Origin of the sequence: Pseudomonas sp. BC42, from assembly GCF_021560055.1 — a bacterium.
GTDB lineage: Bacteria > Pseudomonadota > Gammaproteobacteria > Pseudomonadales > Pseudomonadaceae > Aquipseudomonas.
Genome location: NZ_CP091067.1, coordinates 3824727 through 3842013, shown reverse-complemented (window position 1 = coordinate 3842013; position 17287 = coordinate 3824727). Strand labels below are relative to the sequence as shown.

The 17287-nt window shown below is 66.3% G+C and carries 12 protein-coding genes; 3 read left to right on the top strand and 9 right to left on the bottom strand.

Annotated elements, in window-relative coordinates:
* Positions 1-525 carry a sigma-70 family RNA polymerase sigma factor gene (locus L1O02_RS17050; RefSeq protein WP_207168045.1) on the bottom strand — a complete coding sequence of 175 codons (525 nt, stop codon included), beginning with the start codon at positions 523-525 and terminating at the stop codon, positions 1-3.
* Positions 526-856: 331 nt separating this feature from the next.
* Between L1O02_RS17050 and L1O02_RS17045 the strand changes: the two genes are divergently transcribed.
* The gene (locus tag L1O02_RS17045) at positions 857-2944 is read left to right on the top strand and encodes an EAL domain-containing protein (protein WP_060839049.1); all 2088 of its coding nucleotides are present in this window, start codon (positions 857-859) and stop codon (positions 2942-2944) included.
* A gap of 9 nt (positions 2945-2953) precedes the next feature.
* On the opposite strand, the gene L1O02_RS17040 is transcribed toward L1O02_RS17045, so the two are convergent.
* Complete coding sequence (locus L1O02_RS17040; protein ID WP_235758341.1) at positions 2954-5389, bottom strand: hypothetical protein; 2436 nt, start codon at positions 5387-5389, stop codon at positions 2954-2956.
* A gap of 284 nt (positions 5390-5673) precedes the next feature.
* Here L1O02_RS17040 and L1O02_RS17035 point away from each other — a divergent pair, with 284 nt between their 5' ends.
* Together L1O02_RS17035 and L1O02_RS17030 are read left to right on the top strand one after the other, a co-directional pair.
* Positions 5674-6852, top strand: a complete 1179-nt coding sequence (locus tag L1O02_RS17035; RefSeq protein ID WP_235758339.1) for an NnrS family protein — start codon at positions 5674-5676, stop codon at positions 6850-6852.
* Between the two features lie 92 nt (positions 6853-6944).
* Positions 6945-7913: a sensor domain-containing diguanylate cyclase gene (locus tag L1O02_RS17030; protein WP_060843440.1), complete on the top strand. Its 969-nt coding sequence runs from the start codon at positions 6945-6947 to the stop codon at positions 7911-7913.
* 62 nt (positions 7914-7975) lie between these two features.
* On the opposite strand, the gene L1O02_RS17025 is transcribed toward L1O02_RS17030, so the two are convergent.
* The 7 genes from L1O02_RS17025 to L1O02_RS16995 all read right to left on the bottom strand — a co-directional run bounded on the left by L1O02_RS17025 (position 7976) and on the right by L1O02_RS16995 (position 17208).
* On the bottom strand, positions 7976-8908 hold the full coding sequence (locus L1O02_RS17025) for a hypothetical protein (RefSeq protein WP_235758337.1): 933 nt from the start codon (positions 8906-8908) through the stop codon (positions 7976-7978).
* A gap of 113 nt (positions 8909-9021) precedes the next feature.
* The gene (gene fabI / locus L1O02_RS17020) at positions 9022-9816 is read right to left on the bottom strand and encodes an enoyl-ACP reductase FabI (RefSeq protein WP_060839053.1); all 795 of its coding nucleotides are present in this window, start codon (positions 9814-9816) and stop codon (positions 9022-9024) included.
* Positions 9817-9838: 22 nt separating this feature from the next.
* Entirely contained in the window at positions 9839-11449 is a 1611-nt protein-coding gene (locus tag L1O02_RS17015) for an ABC transporter ATP-binding protein (RefSeq protein ID WP_235758335.1), read from the bottom strand.
* Between the two features lies 1 nt (position 11450).
* Positions 11451-12470: an ABC transporter permease gene (locus L1O02_RS17010; protein ID WP_060843442.1), complete on the bottom strand. Its 1020-nt coding sequence runs from the start codon at positions 12468-12470 to the stop codon at positions 11451-11453.
* 1 nt (position 12471) lies between these two features.
* Positions 12472-13545, bottom strand: coding sequence for a microcin C ABC transporter permease YejB (locus L1O02_RS17005; RefSeq protein WP_060839056.1), 1074 nt, complete (start codon positions 13543-13545; stop codon positions 12472-12474).
* A gap of 1 nt (position 13546) precedes the next feature.
* Positions 13547-15382 carry an extracellular solute-binding protein gene (locus L1O02_RS17000; protein ID WP_108543421.1) on the bottom strand — a complete coding sequence of 612 codons (1836 nt, stop codon included), beginning with the start codon at positions 15380-15382 and terminating at the stop codon, positions 13547-13549.
* Entirely contained in the window at positions 15379-17208 is a 1830-nt protein-coding gene (locus L1O02_RS16995) for an extracellular solute-binding protein (RefSeq protein ID WP_108543423.1), read from the bottom strand. Before L1O02_RS16995 ends, L1O02_RS17000 begins: the two co-directional genes overlap by 4 nt.
* Positions 17209-17287: the final 79 nt, after the last annotated feature.

Below are 17287 nucleotides of genomic sequence, written 5' to 3'. Positions count from 1 at the left end.
CTACTCGATCAGCAGGCCGTCGAGTTCGGCCTCCAGCAGCGCGCAATGCACCAGGGCCTGGGCCAGGTATTTCTTCACCATGCGCTCCGAGACCCCCAGTTCTTCGGCAATGGCCTTGTAGGGACGGCCATGCAACTGCGCCAGGAGAAAGGCCTCGCGCACCCGCTGGGGCAGGCGGCCGAGCATGGCGTCCACTTCGTGTAGGGTCTCGACGATGATCGCCCGCTGCTCCGGAGACGGTTGCAACGCCGGCGGACGCGCCGCCAGGGCCTGCAGCCAGGCCTGTTCCAGCTGGCGGCGGCGCCAGTGATCGATGCACAGGCCCCGGGCGATGGTGGCCAGGTAGGAGCGCTGCTGCACCTCGCCGTCCAGCTGCGGCGGGCGCTTGAGTACCCGGACGAAGATTTCGTGGGCCAGATCGGCGGCATCCCAGGCGTGGTTCAGGCGGCGCCGCAACAGTTCATAGAGCCAGGGGTGATGGGCGTCATAGAGGTTGTGGACCAGAGCGGGGCTGGCGGGCGGCATGGAAGACAAGGGCGTGGTCCGGTGGCGGGTGGCGTTGCAAATGGGAATTGCTCGCGATTAAAGCAAAACCCCTGATACGCTGCAAATGATATTGATTCGCCGTTATACCGGGGTGCAGCCGGGCCGGAGGCGCGGCGTCGGGGTCAAGTCTGGCGCCACCGGGGCGATAAAACACTCAAGGCAGTGCCATCGAGTGCTTGCCGACCAGGGTTTCTACAGTGGTATCTTCGCCTGCACCCCCTGTTTGCCCCACGGCGCCGCCAGACGCCGGGCGGCCGTGGCGGGGGCCGTCTGCGGGGGACGGACGTGTGCTGGCAGAGGGGAGAGGCCGATGCGGCAACTGGGGTTCAAGCTGTTTTTCACCCACCGCCTGGCGTTGCTGGCGGGTGCCGAGTCGTTGCGCTCGATTCGCGAAGGCCTGCTCTGGCTATTGCCTTGCCTGCTGGTGTCGGCACTGTTTCTGATCCTCGCGCAATGCGCCCAGGCCCTGGGCGCCCCCGGCTCCCTGGTGGACCTGCTGACCGGGCTGCACAACCGCATCAGTTCGATCATTCCCCTGCTGGTGGCGGCGTCCATCGGCTACATGCTGGCGATCCAGCACCGCTTGCCCCAGCTGCCGGTGGCCTTTCTCTGCCTGGCCCATGTGGTGATCGCCATCTACCTGCTGCGGGACTATCCGCTGGCGTCGGCGACCTTCGTGCTGTTCATCGCCATCGCCTCGCCCCTGGTCAATGTCCCGGTCATGGCCTGGCTGCACCGCCGACGCTGGACCCGGCTGGTGGACGAAGGCCTGGTGGGGCACAACCTCAAGGGCACCATCAACATGGTGCTGCCGGGAGGGCTGACCTGCCTGGCGCTGGTGGCGGTGCTGCAGCTGCTGTTGCAGGTCCACGACTTTGCCTACATCCAGCGCCCGCTTGACATCGACAGCCTGGATCACCCCTACCTCAACGCGATTCTCCTGACCTCGACCAATTCCCTGCTGTGGTTCTTCGGCATTCACGGCACCTACGCCATGCAGCCGTTGATGGAGGTGATGGATCAGGCGGTGGCCCTCAATGCCGCCGATCATGCCGCCGGGCAACCCCTGCGCTTTGCCCTCAACAGCGGGCTGCTGGGCTGTTTCGCCTTTATCGGTGGTTCCGGCGGATCCCTGGCCCTGGTGCTGGCGATCCTCGGATTTTCCCGCAACCGTTCCATGCGCCTGCTGGCCATGGCGAGCCTGGCGCTGTCGCTGTTCAACGTCAACGAACTGCTGCTGTTCGGCCTGCCGATCATCCTCAACCCGCGCCTGCTGGTGCCCTTCATGCTGGTGCCCATGGTCAACGCCTGCCTGGCCCTGCTGGTGGTGCAACTGGGCTGGGTCAGCCCGGCGCTGGTCAGCCTGCCCTTTACCTCGCCGGTGCTGCTCAATGCCTACCTGAGCACCCAGGGCGACTGGGGCGCGGTGCTTCTGCAACTGCTGTTGCTGGGGATCGGCACCCTGATCTACCTGCCTTATGTGCGCAGCATCCAGCGCCAGGGCGAAGGCGCCGGGCAGGTCTACCTGAAAACCTTCGACACCACCTTCCGCGGCCTGGAGGAGCGCGGCAGGCTGTTCGAGCTGGACCCGATGGTGGCGGCCTACCGGCAGGCCGCGCAGCAGTCCCTGCAATTGGCGCGGATCCAGCAACTGAGCGGCTACGACTTTCACCTGGAGTACCAGCCCCAGGTGGCTAAGGGCAGTGGCCTGTGCACCGGCTGCGAGGCGCTGATCCGCGCCCGGGACGGCGAGGGCAAGGTGCAGTCGCCCTGGGAGCTGTTGCAATGGCTGGGGCAGGCCGGGCTGATGCCCGAGGTGGATTTCTGGGTCGCCTCCCAGGCGGTGCGCCAGCACCTGGCCTGGAGCAAGAGCGGCTTCCAACTGCCCATCACCATCAATATCTCCAGTGCCACCCTGGCCTCGGCGGAGCATGGTCGGCGCCTGCTGGAAATTCTCGCCTGGGCCCAGGGGCAGGTGTCGGTGGAGATCACCGAGGACGCGCTGGTGGGCGATGCCCTGCTGACCCAGCAATGGATCGGCAAGCTGCATGCCCTGGGGGCGCGGGTCTACATCGATGACTTCGGCACCGGTTTTTCCGCCTTGAGCTACCTGCACCAGTTTCCGGTGGACGGGATCAAGATCGACCGCAGCTTCGTCCTGGCCCAGCGCGAGCCCAGGGGCGCCCAGGTGCTCAACGGTCTGTTGCGCTTTTGCGAGACGCTCAAGCTCAAGGTGGTGGTGGAAGGGGTGGAAACCCGGGAGCAACTGGACTTTCTGCAGTCGAGCTCGGAGCTGATCATCCAGGGCTGGTACTACAGCAAGTCCCTGCCCGGGGAGCAGATCCCCGGTTTTGTCAGCCAGCGGGCGCACAGTGCCCTGGCCGCCCGCGAGGACTGAGGCGGCGCTTCAGGCTGCGGGACCAAACGCCGGATGTTCCGGGCGCGCCAGGGCCTGCCAGGCGCCGGCCAGGTGCGCGTCGGCGGCGAGCAGCCACAGGCCCTGATGGGGCTCCAGGGCCTGGGCGGGCAGGGCGAGCAGCTCGGCCAGGGGCAGGCGCAGGCTGCGGCCCGGATCGGCGTCGTCCGCGGCCTGCCAATCCCGTTCGAACAGGCGCAACTCCAGGTCCTGGTGGTCGAAGTGCCGCAACAGCGGCCGGTGGCGCAGCCATTGCGGTGCGATGCGCAGGCTGCGCTGGTGCACGTCCAGCAGCAACAGCTGCCAGGCGCGGTGGCCGTCCTCGACGTCGAGGCGCAGCCGGGTCAGGGCCAGGTAATGGCCATCGGCGGACCAGATCAGCGACGGTGCCAGGTCCGTCAGGGCGCAGCCGCTGGCGGTGAGCAAGTGGCCGCCCAGGCGCGGGCTGCCTTCCCGCAGCCAGCTGTCGGCGTATTCGGTTTCGCTGCCGAACAGCCACGCGGCATCCCGGCCGTCGGGGGCCGGCTGGATGAAGTCACCTTCAGCCACCGCGGCCTGGGGCCGGTCCACCAGGCGCCAGTCGGCCAGCGGCAGCAGCTGCTGCTCGGTGATCTGCAAGCGCTGGCGTTGGTAGCACAGCTGGGAGCCGTCTTGCTCGGCGCAGAACGCGGCAGCGTCGTCGGGTGCCGGCGCGGGCTGATTGAAGCGTTGCAGGGGGCTGCTTGGCAGGTCCTGATCGAGGCGGCCGACGATCACCGCCAGGCTCAACTGGCCATGGCGCAGGTCCAGCAGGCGCGCCGCCAGCAGCGGCGGGCTGTGCAGCAGGCGTCGCTGTTGCAGGTCGGCCACCACCGCCCGGTCGCTGACCAGGGGAAGCCGGGCAACAGGCAGCAGGGCCAGGTAGCGCCGGCAGTCGGAAACCCGATGGTCCAACCGCCAGTGCCCGGGCAGTTGCCAGTCGCCGATCCGGCAGGCGTAGGCGCCCAGGCCGTGTTCATCGTCGGCCAGCCAGCTGAACAGCGCCCGCTGGCCGTCCAGCAGCGGCTCCGACTCGATCTGGCTGTCACCGCGCTGGCCGCCGCTGTCCAGGGGCTGGCGCACTCGGGTCCGCACCAGGGGCAGCGGCGCGACCTGCAGGCAACCTTCGGGGTCGTGGCCGACGCCGGTCTCGGTGTCGCTGTGGATGCTGTGCAGGCGATAGCCGTAGCGGCCCCGGTCGGCTTCGGCGCAGTCCAGGTAGGCCGCGTGGCGCAGGTAGTGGCTGTCCAGCTCCAGCAGGGGGCCGGGGTAAAAGGAGGGTTCCGCCGGACTGGCAACCCAGGGCGCCGGCAGCGGGCGCCAGCCGTGGTCTGCCTGCCACAGCCAGGTCGCGGCCAGATCGGGTTGTTGTTCCTCGCGGGCGCTGCAGGCCAGGGAGCGGCTGTCGCGGCTCCAGCAGCGGGGGCTGTCGGCGCCGATCAGCAGGCCAGTGGGCTGGCCGTCCAGGCTCAGTTGGTAAGGCGGCGCCCGCAAGGGTTCCAGGGGTTGGGGCAAGTCTCGCAAGCAACGGGGCAGGAGCATCCGCGCCTGGAGCCGGTGACGTCCGTCCGGGGACTGTTCCTCGAAGCTCTGCCGGGCCAGGCTGTCGACCCAGGCACCGGGCTCCAGCCACAGATCGGCCACCGCCAGCAGGTCGATCGCTTCGGCGCCCTCCAGCAGCGTGGCCAGGCTGGCGTGGCGCGAGCCGTTGTCCACCAGGGGACTGTGCCGCCCGATCAGGCGCTCTTCGCTGAAGGCGTCCAGCTCCCAGAACTCGCTGTGGTCGCAGCGGTACAGCCGGCGCAGCGAGCGATCGAGGATCGCCAGGCCCCAGCGTTGCCGCGATGGCAAGGGCGCCGCGAAGTAGCGTCCGTCGCTGGAGAAGCGCGCCGACGACCCCAGTCCTTGCAGCAACACGCCGTCCGGAAACAGGTAGTCGCAATAGGTGGGGCCGCCCATGGCGATCTCGCCCTGGTTGAACACCCGGATCGGCAGGCCTTCCGGGGTGCTCTGCGGTTCGCTGCCGCCCCAGGCGCTGGTGCTGGCCGCGGGGGCCTGGACCAGGCCCAGGCGGCGCTCCAGGTGGCTGATGGTGCCCATGCCAACCAGGATGCTGGCGAAGGCCGCGGCGATGTCCCAGTACGCCGGCAATGCCCGCCCCAGGCTGAAGCCCAGGCCGAACACCGCACTGATCATCAGGCGGGCCATGGCGCGGCCGGTGCGGGGCCAGCCCAGGCGAGCCGCCAGGACCATGCCGGCGGCGCAGCCCAGCACCACGGCCAGGGCCAGGGGCGGCGGCAGCACGGTGACCAGGAAGATCGGGATCAGCAGGGCGCTCAACTGCCAGAGCAGTTCCAGCAACAGGCGCGACAGGCTTTTTTCGGACGGGGCGCTGGGACGGGAGGGCACCGGGGACATCCTTGTGGCGTAGGGGGATGGCAAGGGCTGCCAATCTACGCCCTTGGGCGGAAAAACGCAGCTCGCAAAACCGAGTCGAATTGACCTGTTGCGTGGTCGTTATGACCTGATTTTTTCGGGTCATAAAGACTCGGTGTGGCTGGCGGCCGCGGTTTTGCCGGGCGGCGGTCTTGGCATGAAACCTGATGGGGCTGATGCATCGCTGATTGGCCAAGGAGTTCCGAGCATGATTCGTCGCTGCAATTCGCCGTTGCCTGTCCCGAGCCAGGGGAGGGATGCCTGTGTCGCTGCCTGAACGTTGGCGGCAATGGGCCGCGCAGCCGCTGTGGAGCCTGGGCTTCCGGCCGTTTTTCCTCGCCGGAGCGGCGTTTGCCTGCCTCGCCCTGGTGGGCTGGGGCCTGTGGCTGCACGGCGGCTGGAGCGGCCGCCAGCCGCTGGGCGGCATGCTGGCGTGGCATCGGCACGAGATGCTGTTCGGCTTCGCCGTGGCGATCATCGCCGGGTTTCTGCTGACGGCGGTGGCCAACTGGACCGGGCGCCCGGCACTGAGTCGCACGCCGTTGATCCTGTTGTGGCTGCTCTGGCTGCTGGCGCGGCTGGCCTGGTGGCTGGCGCTGCCGCTGCCGTTGTTCCTGGTGCTGCAACTGGCCTTCATGCCGGCGCTGGCCGCGGTGGTGGGGCATGAACTGTGGCGTGCGGGCAAGCGCGACAACTACCCCATGGTGCTGATCCTGGGCCTGTTGACGCTGTTTCAGGGGCAGACCCTGCTGGGCCTGCTGGCGGCGCAGGAACTCTGGCAGCGCCACGGCGAGCTGGGGGCGCTGTGGCTGGTGGCGGCCCTGATGACGGTGATCGGCGGTCGGGTCATTCCGTTCTTCATCCAGCGCGGGCTCAATCGGCCGCCGGCGCCACCGGCTTCGCCCTGGCCCACCCGGGTGTTGCTGCTGGGCAGCCTGCTGGCGGCAATCTCCATGGCCCTGGGCGGCGGTGACGCGCCACGGCCCTGGCTGGCAGCGTTGTTCGCAGTGCTGGCGGCCCTGCATCTGTGGCGCCTGTGGCGCTGGCACCAGCCGGGGCTGTGGCGGCTGCCGCTGCTGTGGTCGCTGTACCTGGGCTACCTGTGGCTGGCGCTGGCCACCCTGGGCATGGCGCTGTGGCACCTGGGCGGTCTGTCGTCGCAGAGTCTGGTGACCCACGCCCTGGCGCTAGGCGGCCTCGGCGGGCTGGTGCTGGGCATGATCGCCCGGGTCAGCCTGGGCCATAGCGGCCGGCCGCTGCAGGTGACCCGGGCCATGGTCGGGGCCTTTGCCTTGCTGTTCCTGGCGGCCCTGTGCCGGGTGCTGCTGGTGCCGTTCAGCGCCCTGGGCCTGGGGATTTCGGCGCTGTTGGGCGCCTTGGCCTTTGCCCTGTTCGTCGGCGGCTACGCGCGGATCCTGTTGACCGCGCGGCTGTGACAGGCCGCGATCGAGGACCGCCAGCCGCCTCGCCAGGGGCTGGCGGTGAAACTGGACTACGCTTGCGGTCTTAGCCGCGAATGGAGTCCGCGATGTTGTATCCCCGCAAACCCAGTGATGAGGCCCGGCGAGTCCAGACCCTGCGCGAACTGAATGTGCTCGACACCTTGCCGGAGGAGCGTTTCGACCGGGTGACCCGACTGGCCAAGCGCCTGTTCAATGTGCCCATTGCCCTGATCAGCCTGGTGGACAGCGATCGCCAGTGGTTCAAGTCCGCCGCGGGGCTGGAGGCCAGCCAGACCTCCCGGGACATTTCGTTTTGCGGCCACGCGATCCTGGATGACCAGATCTTCATGGTCCGCGACGCCGAGTGCGACGAACGTTTCCAGGACAACCCACTGGTCACCGGCGAACCGCGGATCCGCTTCTACGCCGGTTGTCCCCTGAGCGTGCCCAATGGCAGCAAGCTGGGCACCCTGTGCCTGATCGATACCCGGCCCCGGGACCTGGACGACGAAGAGCGTGCCCTGCTGCGAGACCTGGCCCGCATGGCCGAGCAGGAACTGGCGGCCGTGCAGATGGCCAGCATGGACGAGATGACCCTGCTGTCCAATCGGCGCGGCTTCGAAGCCCTGGCCCGACATGCCCTGGCGGCGTGCACGCGTCTGGACAAGTCGGCGACCCTGCTGTTTTTCGATCTCAACGAGTTCAAGCGGATCAACGACAGCTACGGTCATGCCGAAGGGGACGGTGCCTTGAAAACCTTTGCCGATGTGCTGCGTATTGCCTTTCGCGAGAGTGATGTGATCGGCCGCCTGGGCGGCGATGAGTTCGTGGCCCTGCTGACCGGGACCGATGACGTCGAGACGTCGGCGATCATGGCGCGCCTGCGGGAGATCCTCGATGAGCGCAACGCTTCCCTGAAACGCGGCTACGACATCCGCTTCAGCGTCGGCCAGATCGCATACGACCCCGAGCGCCACGCCGGTATCGAAGCGCTGCTGGCCGATGCCGACCAGGCCATGTACCTGCACAAGCAGGCCGGCAAGCGCAGCCACTGAATCTGCTGCCGGCAAGGCCGGCAGCGTGGAGCGGGGCTGCAACCCAAGGCGCTGGCCGGCCGCTACGGGCCGCGCTCGATGGCCGGTGGCGCATAGCCTTCCTCGAGGGTCACCCCGGCGGCCCTGGCGCGGGTTTCCGCTTGCGAGCGCCGCTGCAGCAGGGCTTGCAATTGAGCCGGGAGCAGGGTTTTCCAGTGTGCTCGCTGGTGCTCGGCAAAATGGCTCGCCCAGAACCTGTCCAGGGACATCAGGTTGACGCTGATCAGGTAGACAGCGGTTTCCAGGGGCGCGCTTTTCGAGTCGTAGCGCAGGGCCCGGACATGGGCGATGAAGTTGCCCTGGTAGAGATACCAGTCATAGAAGGTGCCGACGCCGAGCCATTCTTCCAGGCTCATTTCACGCTTGGCATCGAACAGGGGATGGCTGAGCGGGGTCATGCCCAGGAGGCTCTCCTGCCCGTTGAGCTTGTACCATTGCGCGCCGGGTATCCGCGGGTCTGAAGGGAAGTAGTAGGTTTGCCAGCCGGCGCTCTTCAAGTTCCCGATGAGGCGATAGATCAGGTCCTTGTTCTGCTTGTGCGTGCTGTTGTCCGGCAGGCCGCGCAGGTCGATGTTCAATGCCTGGATGTTGTTCGAAACCCGGCCATCCACGGCCATGCTCAGCCCGGACACCTGATCCAGCTCCAGCGTGCCCTCGGGCTGGGAAAGGCTCAGGTCAAGGAGCGCGCCTTGGCGATCGGCTTCATACCAGCACATGTCCACCGCCTCCAGGCAGTCGGCGCCAAAGCGTACCGGGCTGTTTGCAATGACCTCGTCAACCGTTGCGGCCAACGGGATGTGCAGGCTAGCGACTGTGTCGGTCAGGCGATTGGGCTGGGTGTCTTGAGGCTTGTCGCAGCCGGCGAGAAAGATCACCAGCAGCAGGCACGGCAGCTTGATGCCGGGCGGTTTCGGCGGGCGAGCAGACGGCCGGGTTTTCCATGGGGTTCTTTGCATCGGGCATCCGTGAGGGGCAGGTATCTGCACTGCGGCCGGTGAGCCTGGATCGGCGATCAGCCGGTGTCGCGGCGCTGCGACGAGGGCCTGAGGGCCCTCGCCACAGCCGGGAGTCATTCGTCGAGGTTGCCCATGGCGGTGGTGTTGAAGCCGCCGTCGACGTACATGATCTCGCCGCTGATGCCCGAGGCCAGGTCCGAGCAGAGGAAAGCCCCGGCGTTGCCGACTTCCTCGATGGTGACGTTGCGCCGCAGCGGGGTCTGGGCTTCGTTGGCCGCCAGCATCTTGCGGAAGTTCTTGATGCCCGAGGCGGCCAGGGTGCGGATCGGCCCGGCGGAGACCGCGTTGACCCGGGTGCCTTCCGGGCCCAGGGAACCGGCCAGGTAGCGCACGCCGGCTTCCAGCGAGGCCTTGGCCATGCCCATCACGTTGTAGTTGGGCATGGTGCGCTCGGCGCCCAGGTAGGACAGGGTCAACAGGCTGCCGTTGCGGCCCTTCATCATGTCGCGGCCGGCCTTGGCCAGGGCCACGAAGCTGTAGGCGCTGATGTCGTGGGCGATGCGAAAGCCTTCGCGGGTGGTGGCGTCGGTGAAGTCGCCTTCGAGCTGATCGCCCGGGGCGAAGCCCACGGAGTGGACGATGCAGTCCAGGCCGTCCCAGTGCTTGCCCAGCTCGCTGAACACCTGGGCGATCTGCTCGTCGCTGGCCACATCGCAGGGGAAGCACAGCTCGGCGCTGGAGCCCCAGCCGGCGGCGAACTCCTCGACCCGGCCCTTGAGTTTTTCGTTCTGATAGGTGAAGGCCAGCTCGGCGCCTTCACGGTGCATGGCGGCGGCAATGCCGGAGGCGATCGACAGCTTGCTGGCGACACCGACGATCAGGACACGCTTCCCAGCGAGAAAACCCATAAGTGGCTACTCCTGTTGCAGGTTATTGGGTGTGTGCCGGAGCCAGGAAGGCGGCTTCCAGCAGTTGCTGTGTGTAAGGGTGTTGCGGGGCGCCGAAGATTGCCTGGGCGTCCCCTTGTTCCACCACCTGGCCGTGCTTGATCACCATCAACTGGTGGCTCAAGGCCTTGACCACCGCCAGGTCGTGGCTGATGAACAGGTAGGTCAGGTTGTACTTGCGTTGCAGGTTGCGCAGCAGTTCCACCACCTGGCGCTGCACGGTGCGGTCCAGGGCCGAGGTCGGCTCGTCCAGCAGGATCAGCCGCGGCTTGAGCACCAGGGCCCGGGCGATGGCGATGCGCTGGCGTTGCCCGCCGGAGAATTCGTGGGGGTAGCGGTGTCGGGTGTCCGGGTCCAGGCCCACTTCCTTGAGCGCTTCGATGATCGCCTGTTCCTGCTCCTGTTCGCTGCCGATCCTGTGGATGCGCAAGCCTTCGCCCACGATCTGGCTCACGCTCATGCGCGGGCTGAGGCTGCCGAAGGGGTCCTGGAACACCACCTGCATTTCCCGCCGTAGCGGCCGTACCTGTTGCTGGCTCAGGGCGTCGAGCTGCTGGCCTTCGAAACGAATGCCGCCCTGGCTGGCGATCAGGCGCAGGATCGCCAGGCCTAGGGTCGACTTGCCCGAGCCGCTCTCGCCGACGATGCCCAGGGTCTGGCCCTGGGGCAGGCTGAAGTGGATGCCGTCCACCGCCTTGACGTGATCCACGGTGCGGCGCAGCAGGCCCTTCTTGATCGGGAACCAGACCTTGAGGTTGTCCACTTGCAGCAACGGCGGGCCGACTTCATTGCTCGCCGGCAAGCCGCTGGGCTCCGCGGCCAGCAGTTCCCGGGTGTAGGGGTGCTGCGGCGCGCGGAACAGCTCCTCGCAGGACGCCTGCTCGACGATGCGGCCTTTCTGCATGACACAGACCCGGTGGGCAATGCGCCGCACCAGGTTCAGATCGTGGCTGATCAGCAGCAAGGCCATGCCCAGGCGCGCCTGCAGTTCCTTGAGCAGTTCGAGGATCTTCAACTGCACGGTGACGTCCAGGGCGGTGGTCGGCTCGTCGGCGATCAGCAGCTCCGGCTCGTTGGCCAGGGCCATGGCGATCATCACCCGTTGCCGCTGGCCGCCGGACAGTTCGTGGGGCAGGGCCTTGAGGCGCTTGTGTGGCTCGGGAATGCCCACCAGTTCCAGCAGTTCCAGGGTGCGCCTGCTGGCGACCTTGCCGGTCAGGCCTTTGTGGATGCCCAGCACCTCGTTGATCTGCTTTTCGATGCTGTGCAGCGGGTTCAGCGAGGTCATGGGCTCCTGGAAGATCATGGCGATGCGGTTGCCGCGAATGTGGCGAATGGTCTTTTCCTTCAGGGTCAGCAGGTCGTGCCCGGCGTACTGGATGCTGCCGGACGGGTGCTGGGCCAGGGGGTAGGGCAACAGGCGCAGGATCGAGTGGGCGGTCACCGATTTGCCGGAGCCGCTTTCCCCTACCAGGGCCAGGGTTTCGCCGCGCTTGATGTCGAAGCTGATGCCTTCCACCACGCGCTGGCACTGGGCGCCGGCGACGAATTCCACCGCCAGGTCGCGGACTTCGATCAGAGTGTCCTGGGTCATGTCATTTCCTCGGGTCGAAGGCATCGCGGGCGGATTCGCCGATAAACACCAGCAGGCTGAGCATGATCGCCAGCACGGCAAAGGCACTGATGCCCAGCCACGGCGCCTGCAGGTTGGACTTGCCCTGGGCCACCAGCTCGCCCAGGGACGGCGCCCCCGGCGGCAGGCCGAAGCCGAGGAAGTCCAGGGCGGTGAGGGTGCCGATGGCCCCGGTGAGGATGAAGGGCATGAAGGTCATGGTGGAGACCATGGCGTTGGGCAGGATGTGGCGGAACATGATGGCGCCGTTCTGCATGCCCAGGGCCCGGGCCGCGCGCACGTATTCCAGGTTGCGCCCGCGCAGGAACTCGGCGCGCACCACGTCCACCAGGCTCATCCAGGAAAACAGCAGCATGATCCCCAGCAGCCACCAGAAGTTCGGTTGCACGAAACTGGCGAGGATGATCAGCAGGTAGAGCACCGGCAGCCCGGACCAGATTTCCAGGAAGCGCTGCCCGGCCAGGTCCACCCAGCCGCCGTAGAAGCCCTGCAGGGCTCCGGCGATGACCCCGATGATGGAACTCAGGATGGTCAGGGTCAGGGCGAACAGCACCGAGATGCGAAAGCCGTAGATGACCCGGGCCAGCACATCGCGGCCCTGGTCGTCGGTGCCCAGCAGGTTGTCCGCCGAAGGCGGCGCCGGGGCCGGCACCCGCAGGTCGTAGTTGATGCTCTGGTAGCTGTAGGGGATCGGCGCCCAGAGCACCCAGGCGTCCTTCTGTGCCAAAAGCTCGCGGATGTACGGGCTCTTGTAGTTGGCTTCCAGGGGGAATTCGCCGCCGAAGGTGGTTTCCGGGTAGCGCTTGAGGGCCGGGAAGTACCAGCCGCCTTCGTAGTGCACCACCAGCGGCTTGTCGTTGGCGATCAGCTCGGCGCCCAGGCTGAGGATGAACAGCACCAGGAACAGCCACAGCGACCACCAGCCGCGCTTGTTGGCCTTGAAGCGTTCGAAGCGCCGGCGATTGAGGGGGGACAGGTTCATCTCAATGCTCCCGGCTGTCGAAGTCGATGCGTGGGTCGACCAGGGTGTAGGTCAGGTCGCCGATCAGTTTCACCACCAGCCCCAGCAGGGTGAAGATGAACAGGGTGCCGAACACCACCGGGTAGTCGCGGTTGATCGCCGCCTCGAAGCTCATCAGGCCCAGGCCGTCGAGGGAGAAGATCACTTCCACCAGCAGGGAGCCGGTGAAGAAGATGCCGATGAAGGCCGAGGGGAAGCCGGCGATCACCAGCAGCATGGCGTTGCGGAACACGTGGCCGTAGAGCACCCGGCGCTGGGTCAGGCCCTTGGCCTTGGCGGTGACCACGTACTGCTTGTTGATCTCGTCGAGGAAGCTGTTCTTGGTCAGCAGGGTCATGGTGGCGAAGTGGCCGATCACCAGGGCGGTGACCGGCAGCGCCAGGTGCCAGAAGTAGTCGAGGATCTTGCGCCCCCAGCTCAGCTGGTCGAAGTCGTTGGAGGTCAGGCCGCGCAACGGGAACCAGTTGAAATAGCTGCCGCCGGCGAACACCACGATCAGCAGGATGGCGAACAGGAAGGCCGGGATCGCGTAGCCGACGATGATCGCCGAGCTGGTCCAGACATCGAAGTGGCTGCCGTGGCGAGTGGCCTTGGCGATCCCCAGAGGGATCGACACCAGGTACATGATCAGGGTGCTCCACAGCCCGAGGGAGATGGACACCGGCATCTTCTCCTTGATCAGGTCCACCACCTTGGCGTCACGGAAGAAGCTGTTGCCGAAATCCAGGGTGGCGTAGTTCTTGATCATGATCCACAGGCGTTCCGGCGCCGACTTGTCGAAGCCGTACATGTGCTCGATTTCCTTGATCAGCGCCGGGTCCAGGCCCTGGGCGCCACGGTAGCTGGAACCGGCCACCGAGACTTCGGCGCCGCCGCCGGCGATGCGGCTGGTGGCGCCGTCGAAGCCTTCGAGCTTGGCGATCATCTGCTCCACCGGGCCGCCGGGGGCGGCCTGGATGATCACGAAGTTGATCAGCAGGATGCCCAGCAGGGTGGGGATGATCAGCAGCAGTCGGCGAAAGATATAGGCCAGCATGTCATTGCTCCCTGTCGGCCGGGGCCGGTTCTACGGCGGGCTTGGCATCGGGCTTGATCCACCAGGTGTTGATGCCGATGTCGTACTTGGGCGCGACTTGCGGGTGGCCGATGTGGTCCCAATAGGCCACGCGCCAGGTCTTGATGTGCCAGTTGGGGATCACGTAGTAGCCCCATTGCAGGACCCGGTCCAGGGCCTTGGCGTGGGCCACCAGGCTGCTGCGCGAATCGGCGTTGATCAGGCTTTCCACCAGGCTGTCGATGGCCGGGTCCTTGAGGCCGATGTAGTTGCGGCTGCCGGGCTTGTCGGCGCTGGAGGACATCCAGAACTCGCGCTGCTCGTTGCCCGGGGAGTTGGATTGGGGAAAGCTGCCGACGATCATGTCGAAGTCCCGCGAACGCACCCGGGTGATGTACTGGGACACGTCGACCCGGCGAATCACCAGGTCGATGCCCAGGTCGGCCAGGTTGCGCTTGAACGGCAGCAGCACCCGCTCGAACTCGGTCTGGGCCAGGAGGAACTCGATCACCACCGGCTTGCCCTGGGCGTCGACCATCTTGTCGTCGACGATGCGCCAGCCGGCCTCCTGCAGCAGTTGGTAGGCCTGGCGCTGCTGGGCGCGGATCATGCCGCTGCCGTCGCACACTGAAGGCGAGAAGGCCTGGTCGAACACCTGTGGCGGGATTTTGCCCCGCAGCGGTTCGAGGATCGCCAGCTCCTCCGGGCCCGGCAGGCCGGTGGCGGCCATCTCCGAGTTCTCGAAGTAGCTGCGGGTGCGGGTGTAGGCCCCGTTGAACAGCTGCTTGTTGCTCCACTCGAAGTCCAGCAGCAGGCTCAGGGCATGGCGCACCCGCACATCCTGGAACATCGGCCGGCGGGTGTTGAAGACAAAGCCCTGCATGCCGGTGGGGTTGCCGTTGGCGATCTGTTCCTTGATCAAGCGGCCCTGGGCCACGGCCGGGGTGTTGTAGGCGTTGGCCCAGTTCTTCGCGCTGATTTCCAGCCAGTAGTCGAACTGGCCGGCCTTGAGCGCTTCCAGGGCCACGGTGTTGTCGCGGTAGTAGTCGCTGGTGATCACGTCGAAATTGTAGAAGCCGCGGTTCACCGGCAGGTCGCGGCCCCAGTAGTCCTTGACCCGCTCGTAGCGAATCGAGCGTCCGGCCTTGACCGCAGTCACCCGGTAGGGGCCGCTGCCCAGGGGCACTTCCAGGTTGCTCTTGGCAAAGTCGCGGTGTTCCCACCAGTGCTTGGGCAGGACCGTCAGCTGGCCGAGGATCAGCGGCAACTCGCGGTTGTTGTTGTGCTTGAACTTGAACAGCACCCGCAGCGGATCTTCGGCGATCACCTGGTCGACGTCGGCGTAGTAGCCGCGGTACAGCGGCGAGCCGGCGCTCATCAGGGTCTGGAAGCTGAACACCACGTCCTCGGCGCGAATCGGCTGGCCGTCATTGAAGCGTGCTTCCGGACGCAGGTAGAAACGCACCCAGCTGTTGTCCGGGGCTTTCTCGATCTTGCCCGCCACCAGTCCGTATTCGGTGAAGGGTTCGTCCAGGCTCTGGGTCATCAGGGTGTCGTAGATCAGGCCGATGTTCTGCTCGGGCACGCCCTTGCTGATGAAGGGGTTGAGGCTGTCGAAGCTGCCGAAGCCGGCCATGCGGAAGGTGCCGCCCTTGGGGGCCTGGGGATCGACGAAGTCGAAGTGCTGGAAGCTCGCCGGGTATTTCGGCGCTTCGTTGTACAGGGTCAGGGCATGTTGCGGCGCAGCCTGGGCACAGCAGGCGATGACGCCGAACAACAGGCCGCCGGTGCGCAGGAGCAGGGCTCGCAGAGGCATCATTGGGGAGTCTCCAGGGACTTCAGCCACCAGGCGTTCAGGCCCAGGTTGTAGGGCGGCGTGGTGACGAAGGCGAACCGGTTTCGGTAGGCCAGTCGGTGATAGTTGAGGTACCAGTTGGGAATCATGTAGTGCTGCCACAGCAGCACCCGGTCCAGGGCGCGGCCGGCGGCCAGTTGGTCGTCGCGGCTCTGGGCGGCCAGCAGTTGCTCCAGCAGGTGATCGACGATCGGGTTGTTGATGCCTGCATAGTTCTTGCTGCCCTTGACCGAAACCTGGCTGGAGTGGAAGTACTGCCATTGCTCCAGGCCCGGGCTCAGGGTCTGGTTGAGGGTCATGAGGATCATGTCGTAGTCGAACTGGTCCAGGCGCTGCTTGTATTGCGCCCGGTCCACGGTGCGCAGGCGTGCATCGATGCCGATGCTGGCCAGGTTCTCCACATAGGGCTGGAGAATCCGTTCCAGGTTGGGATTGACCAGCATCAGCTCGAAACGCAGCGGCTGCCCGGTGCTGTTCTGCAGGCGCTGGCCGTTGAGCTTCCAGCCGGCGTCGGCCAAAAGCCCCAGGGCGCGGCGCAGGGTTTCCCGGGGAATGCCGCGGCCCTCGGTGCGGGGCAGGCCGAAGGCCTGGGTGAACAGGCTGGCCGGCAATTGGTCGCGGTAAGGCGACAGCAGCAGCCATTCGTGTCCCACCGGCAGGCCCGTGGCGGAGAATTCGCTGTTGGGGTAGTAGCTCAGGGCGCGCTGGTAGGCACCGCTGAACAGGGTGCGGTTGGTCCATTCGAAGTCGAACATCAGGCCCAGGGCTTCACGCACTCGCACGTCGGCGAAGAGGCTGCGCCGGGTGTTCATGAACAGGCCCTGGGTCTGGGTGGGGATCTGGTGCGCCACCTGGGCCTTGATCACCTCGCCGCGATTGACCGCGGGGAAGTTGTAGCCGTTGGCCCAGTTCTTGGCCTGGTGCTCGATGTAGATGTCGAACTCGCCGGCCTTGAAGGCTTCGAAGGCCACGTCGCTGTCGCGGTAGAACTCCACCTCGACCCGGTCGAAGTTGTTGAAGCCGCGGTTGACCGGCAAGTCCTTGCCCCAGTAGTCCTGGACCCGTTCGAACACCAGTTGGCGTCCGGGCTGGACCTGGGTGATGCGATAGGGGCCGCTGCCCAGGGGCGGGGTGAAGGTGGTGGCCTTGAAGTCGCGGTCTTTCCAGTAGTGCTGGGGCAGTACCGGCAGCTCGCCCAGGCGCAGGATCAGCAGCGGGTTGCCGGCGCGCTTGAACACGAAGCGGATGCGCTGCGGGCCGAGGATGTCCACCCGTTGCACTTCCTGCAGGTTGGTGCGGTATTGCGGGTGGCCTTCCTTGAGCAGCAGGCGGTAGGAAAACGCCACGTCATAGGCGGTGATCGGCTGGCCGTCGTGAAAGCGTGCCTCGGGCCGCAGGTTGAACACCACCCAGCTGCGGTCCTCGCTGTATTCCACGGAGCGGGCGATCAGGCCGTAGCTGGAGGTGGGCTCGTCGCCGGAGGGCGCGTAGAGGCCGGTGCCTACCATCAGGGGTTCGTTGAGTTCATTGACCCCGTATTGCAGGAAGTTCGGCGTGGCGACCGGGCTGGTGCCCTTGAAGGTGTAGGGGTTGAGGGTGTCGAAGGTGCCAAAGGCCATGACCCGCAAGGTGCCGCCTTTGGGCGCAGCGGGATTGACCCAGTCGAAGTGGGTGAACTTGGCCGGGTACTTGAGCGTGCCAAACTGCGCATAACCATGACTTTCGGTGATCGTCGCGCTTGCGGGAAAGCTCAAGGCCAGACTGAAGAAGAGCAGAAGGAGGGGACGCATCGAGTCAGAGATCCGTTCCAGACGGCTTGGGCTTAATGCTCCGTACAGTAACAGCTTGTATCAGCAGGAAAAAGCTCGC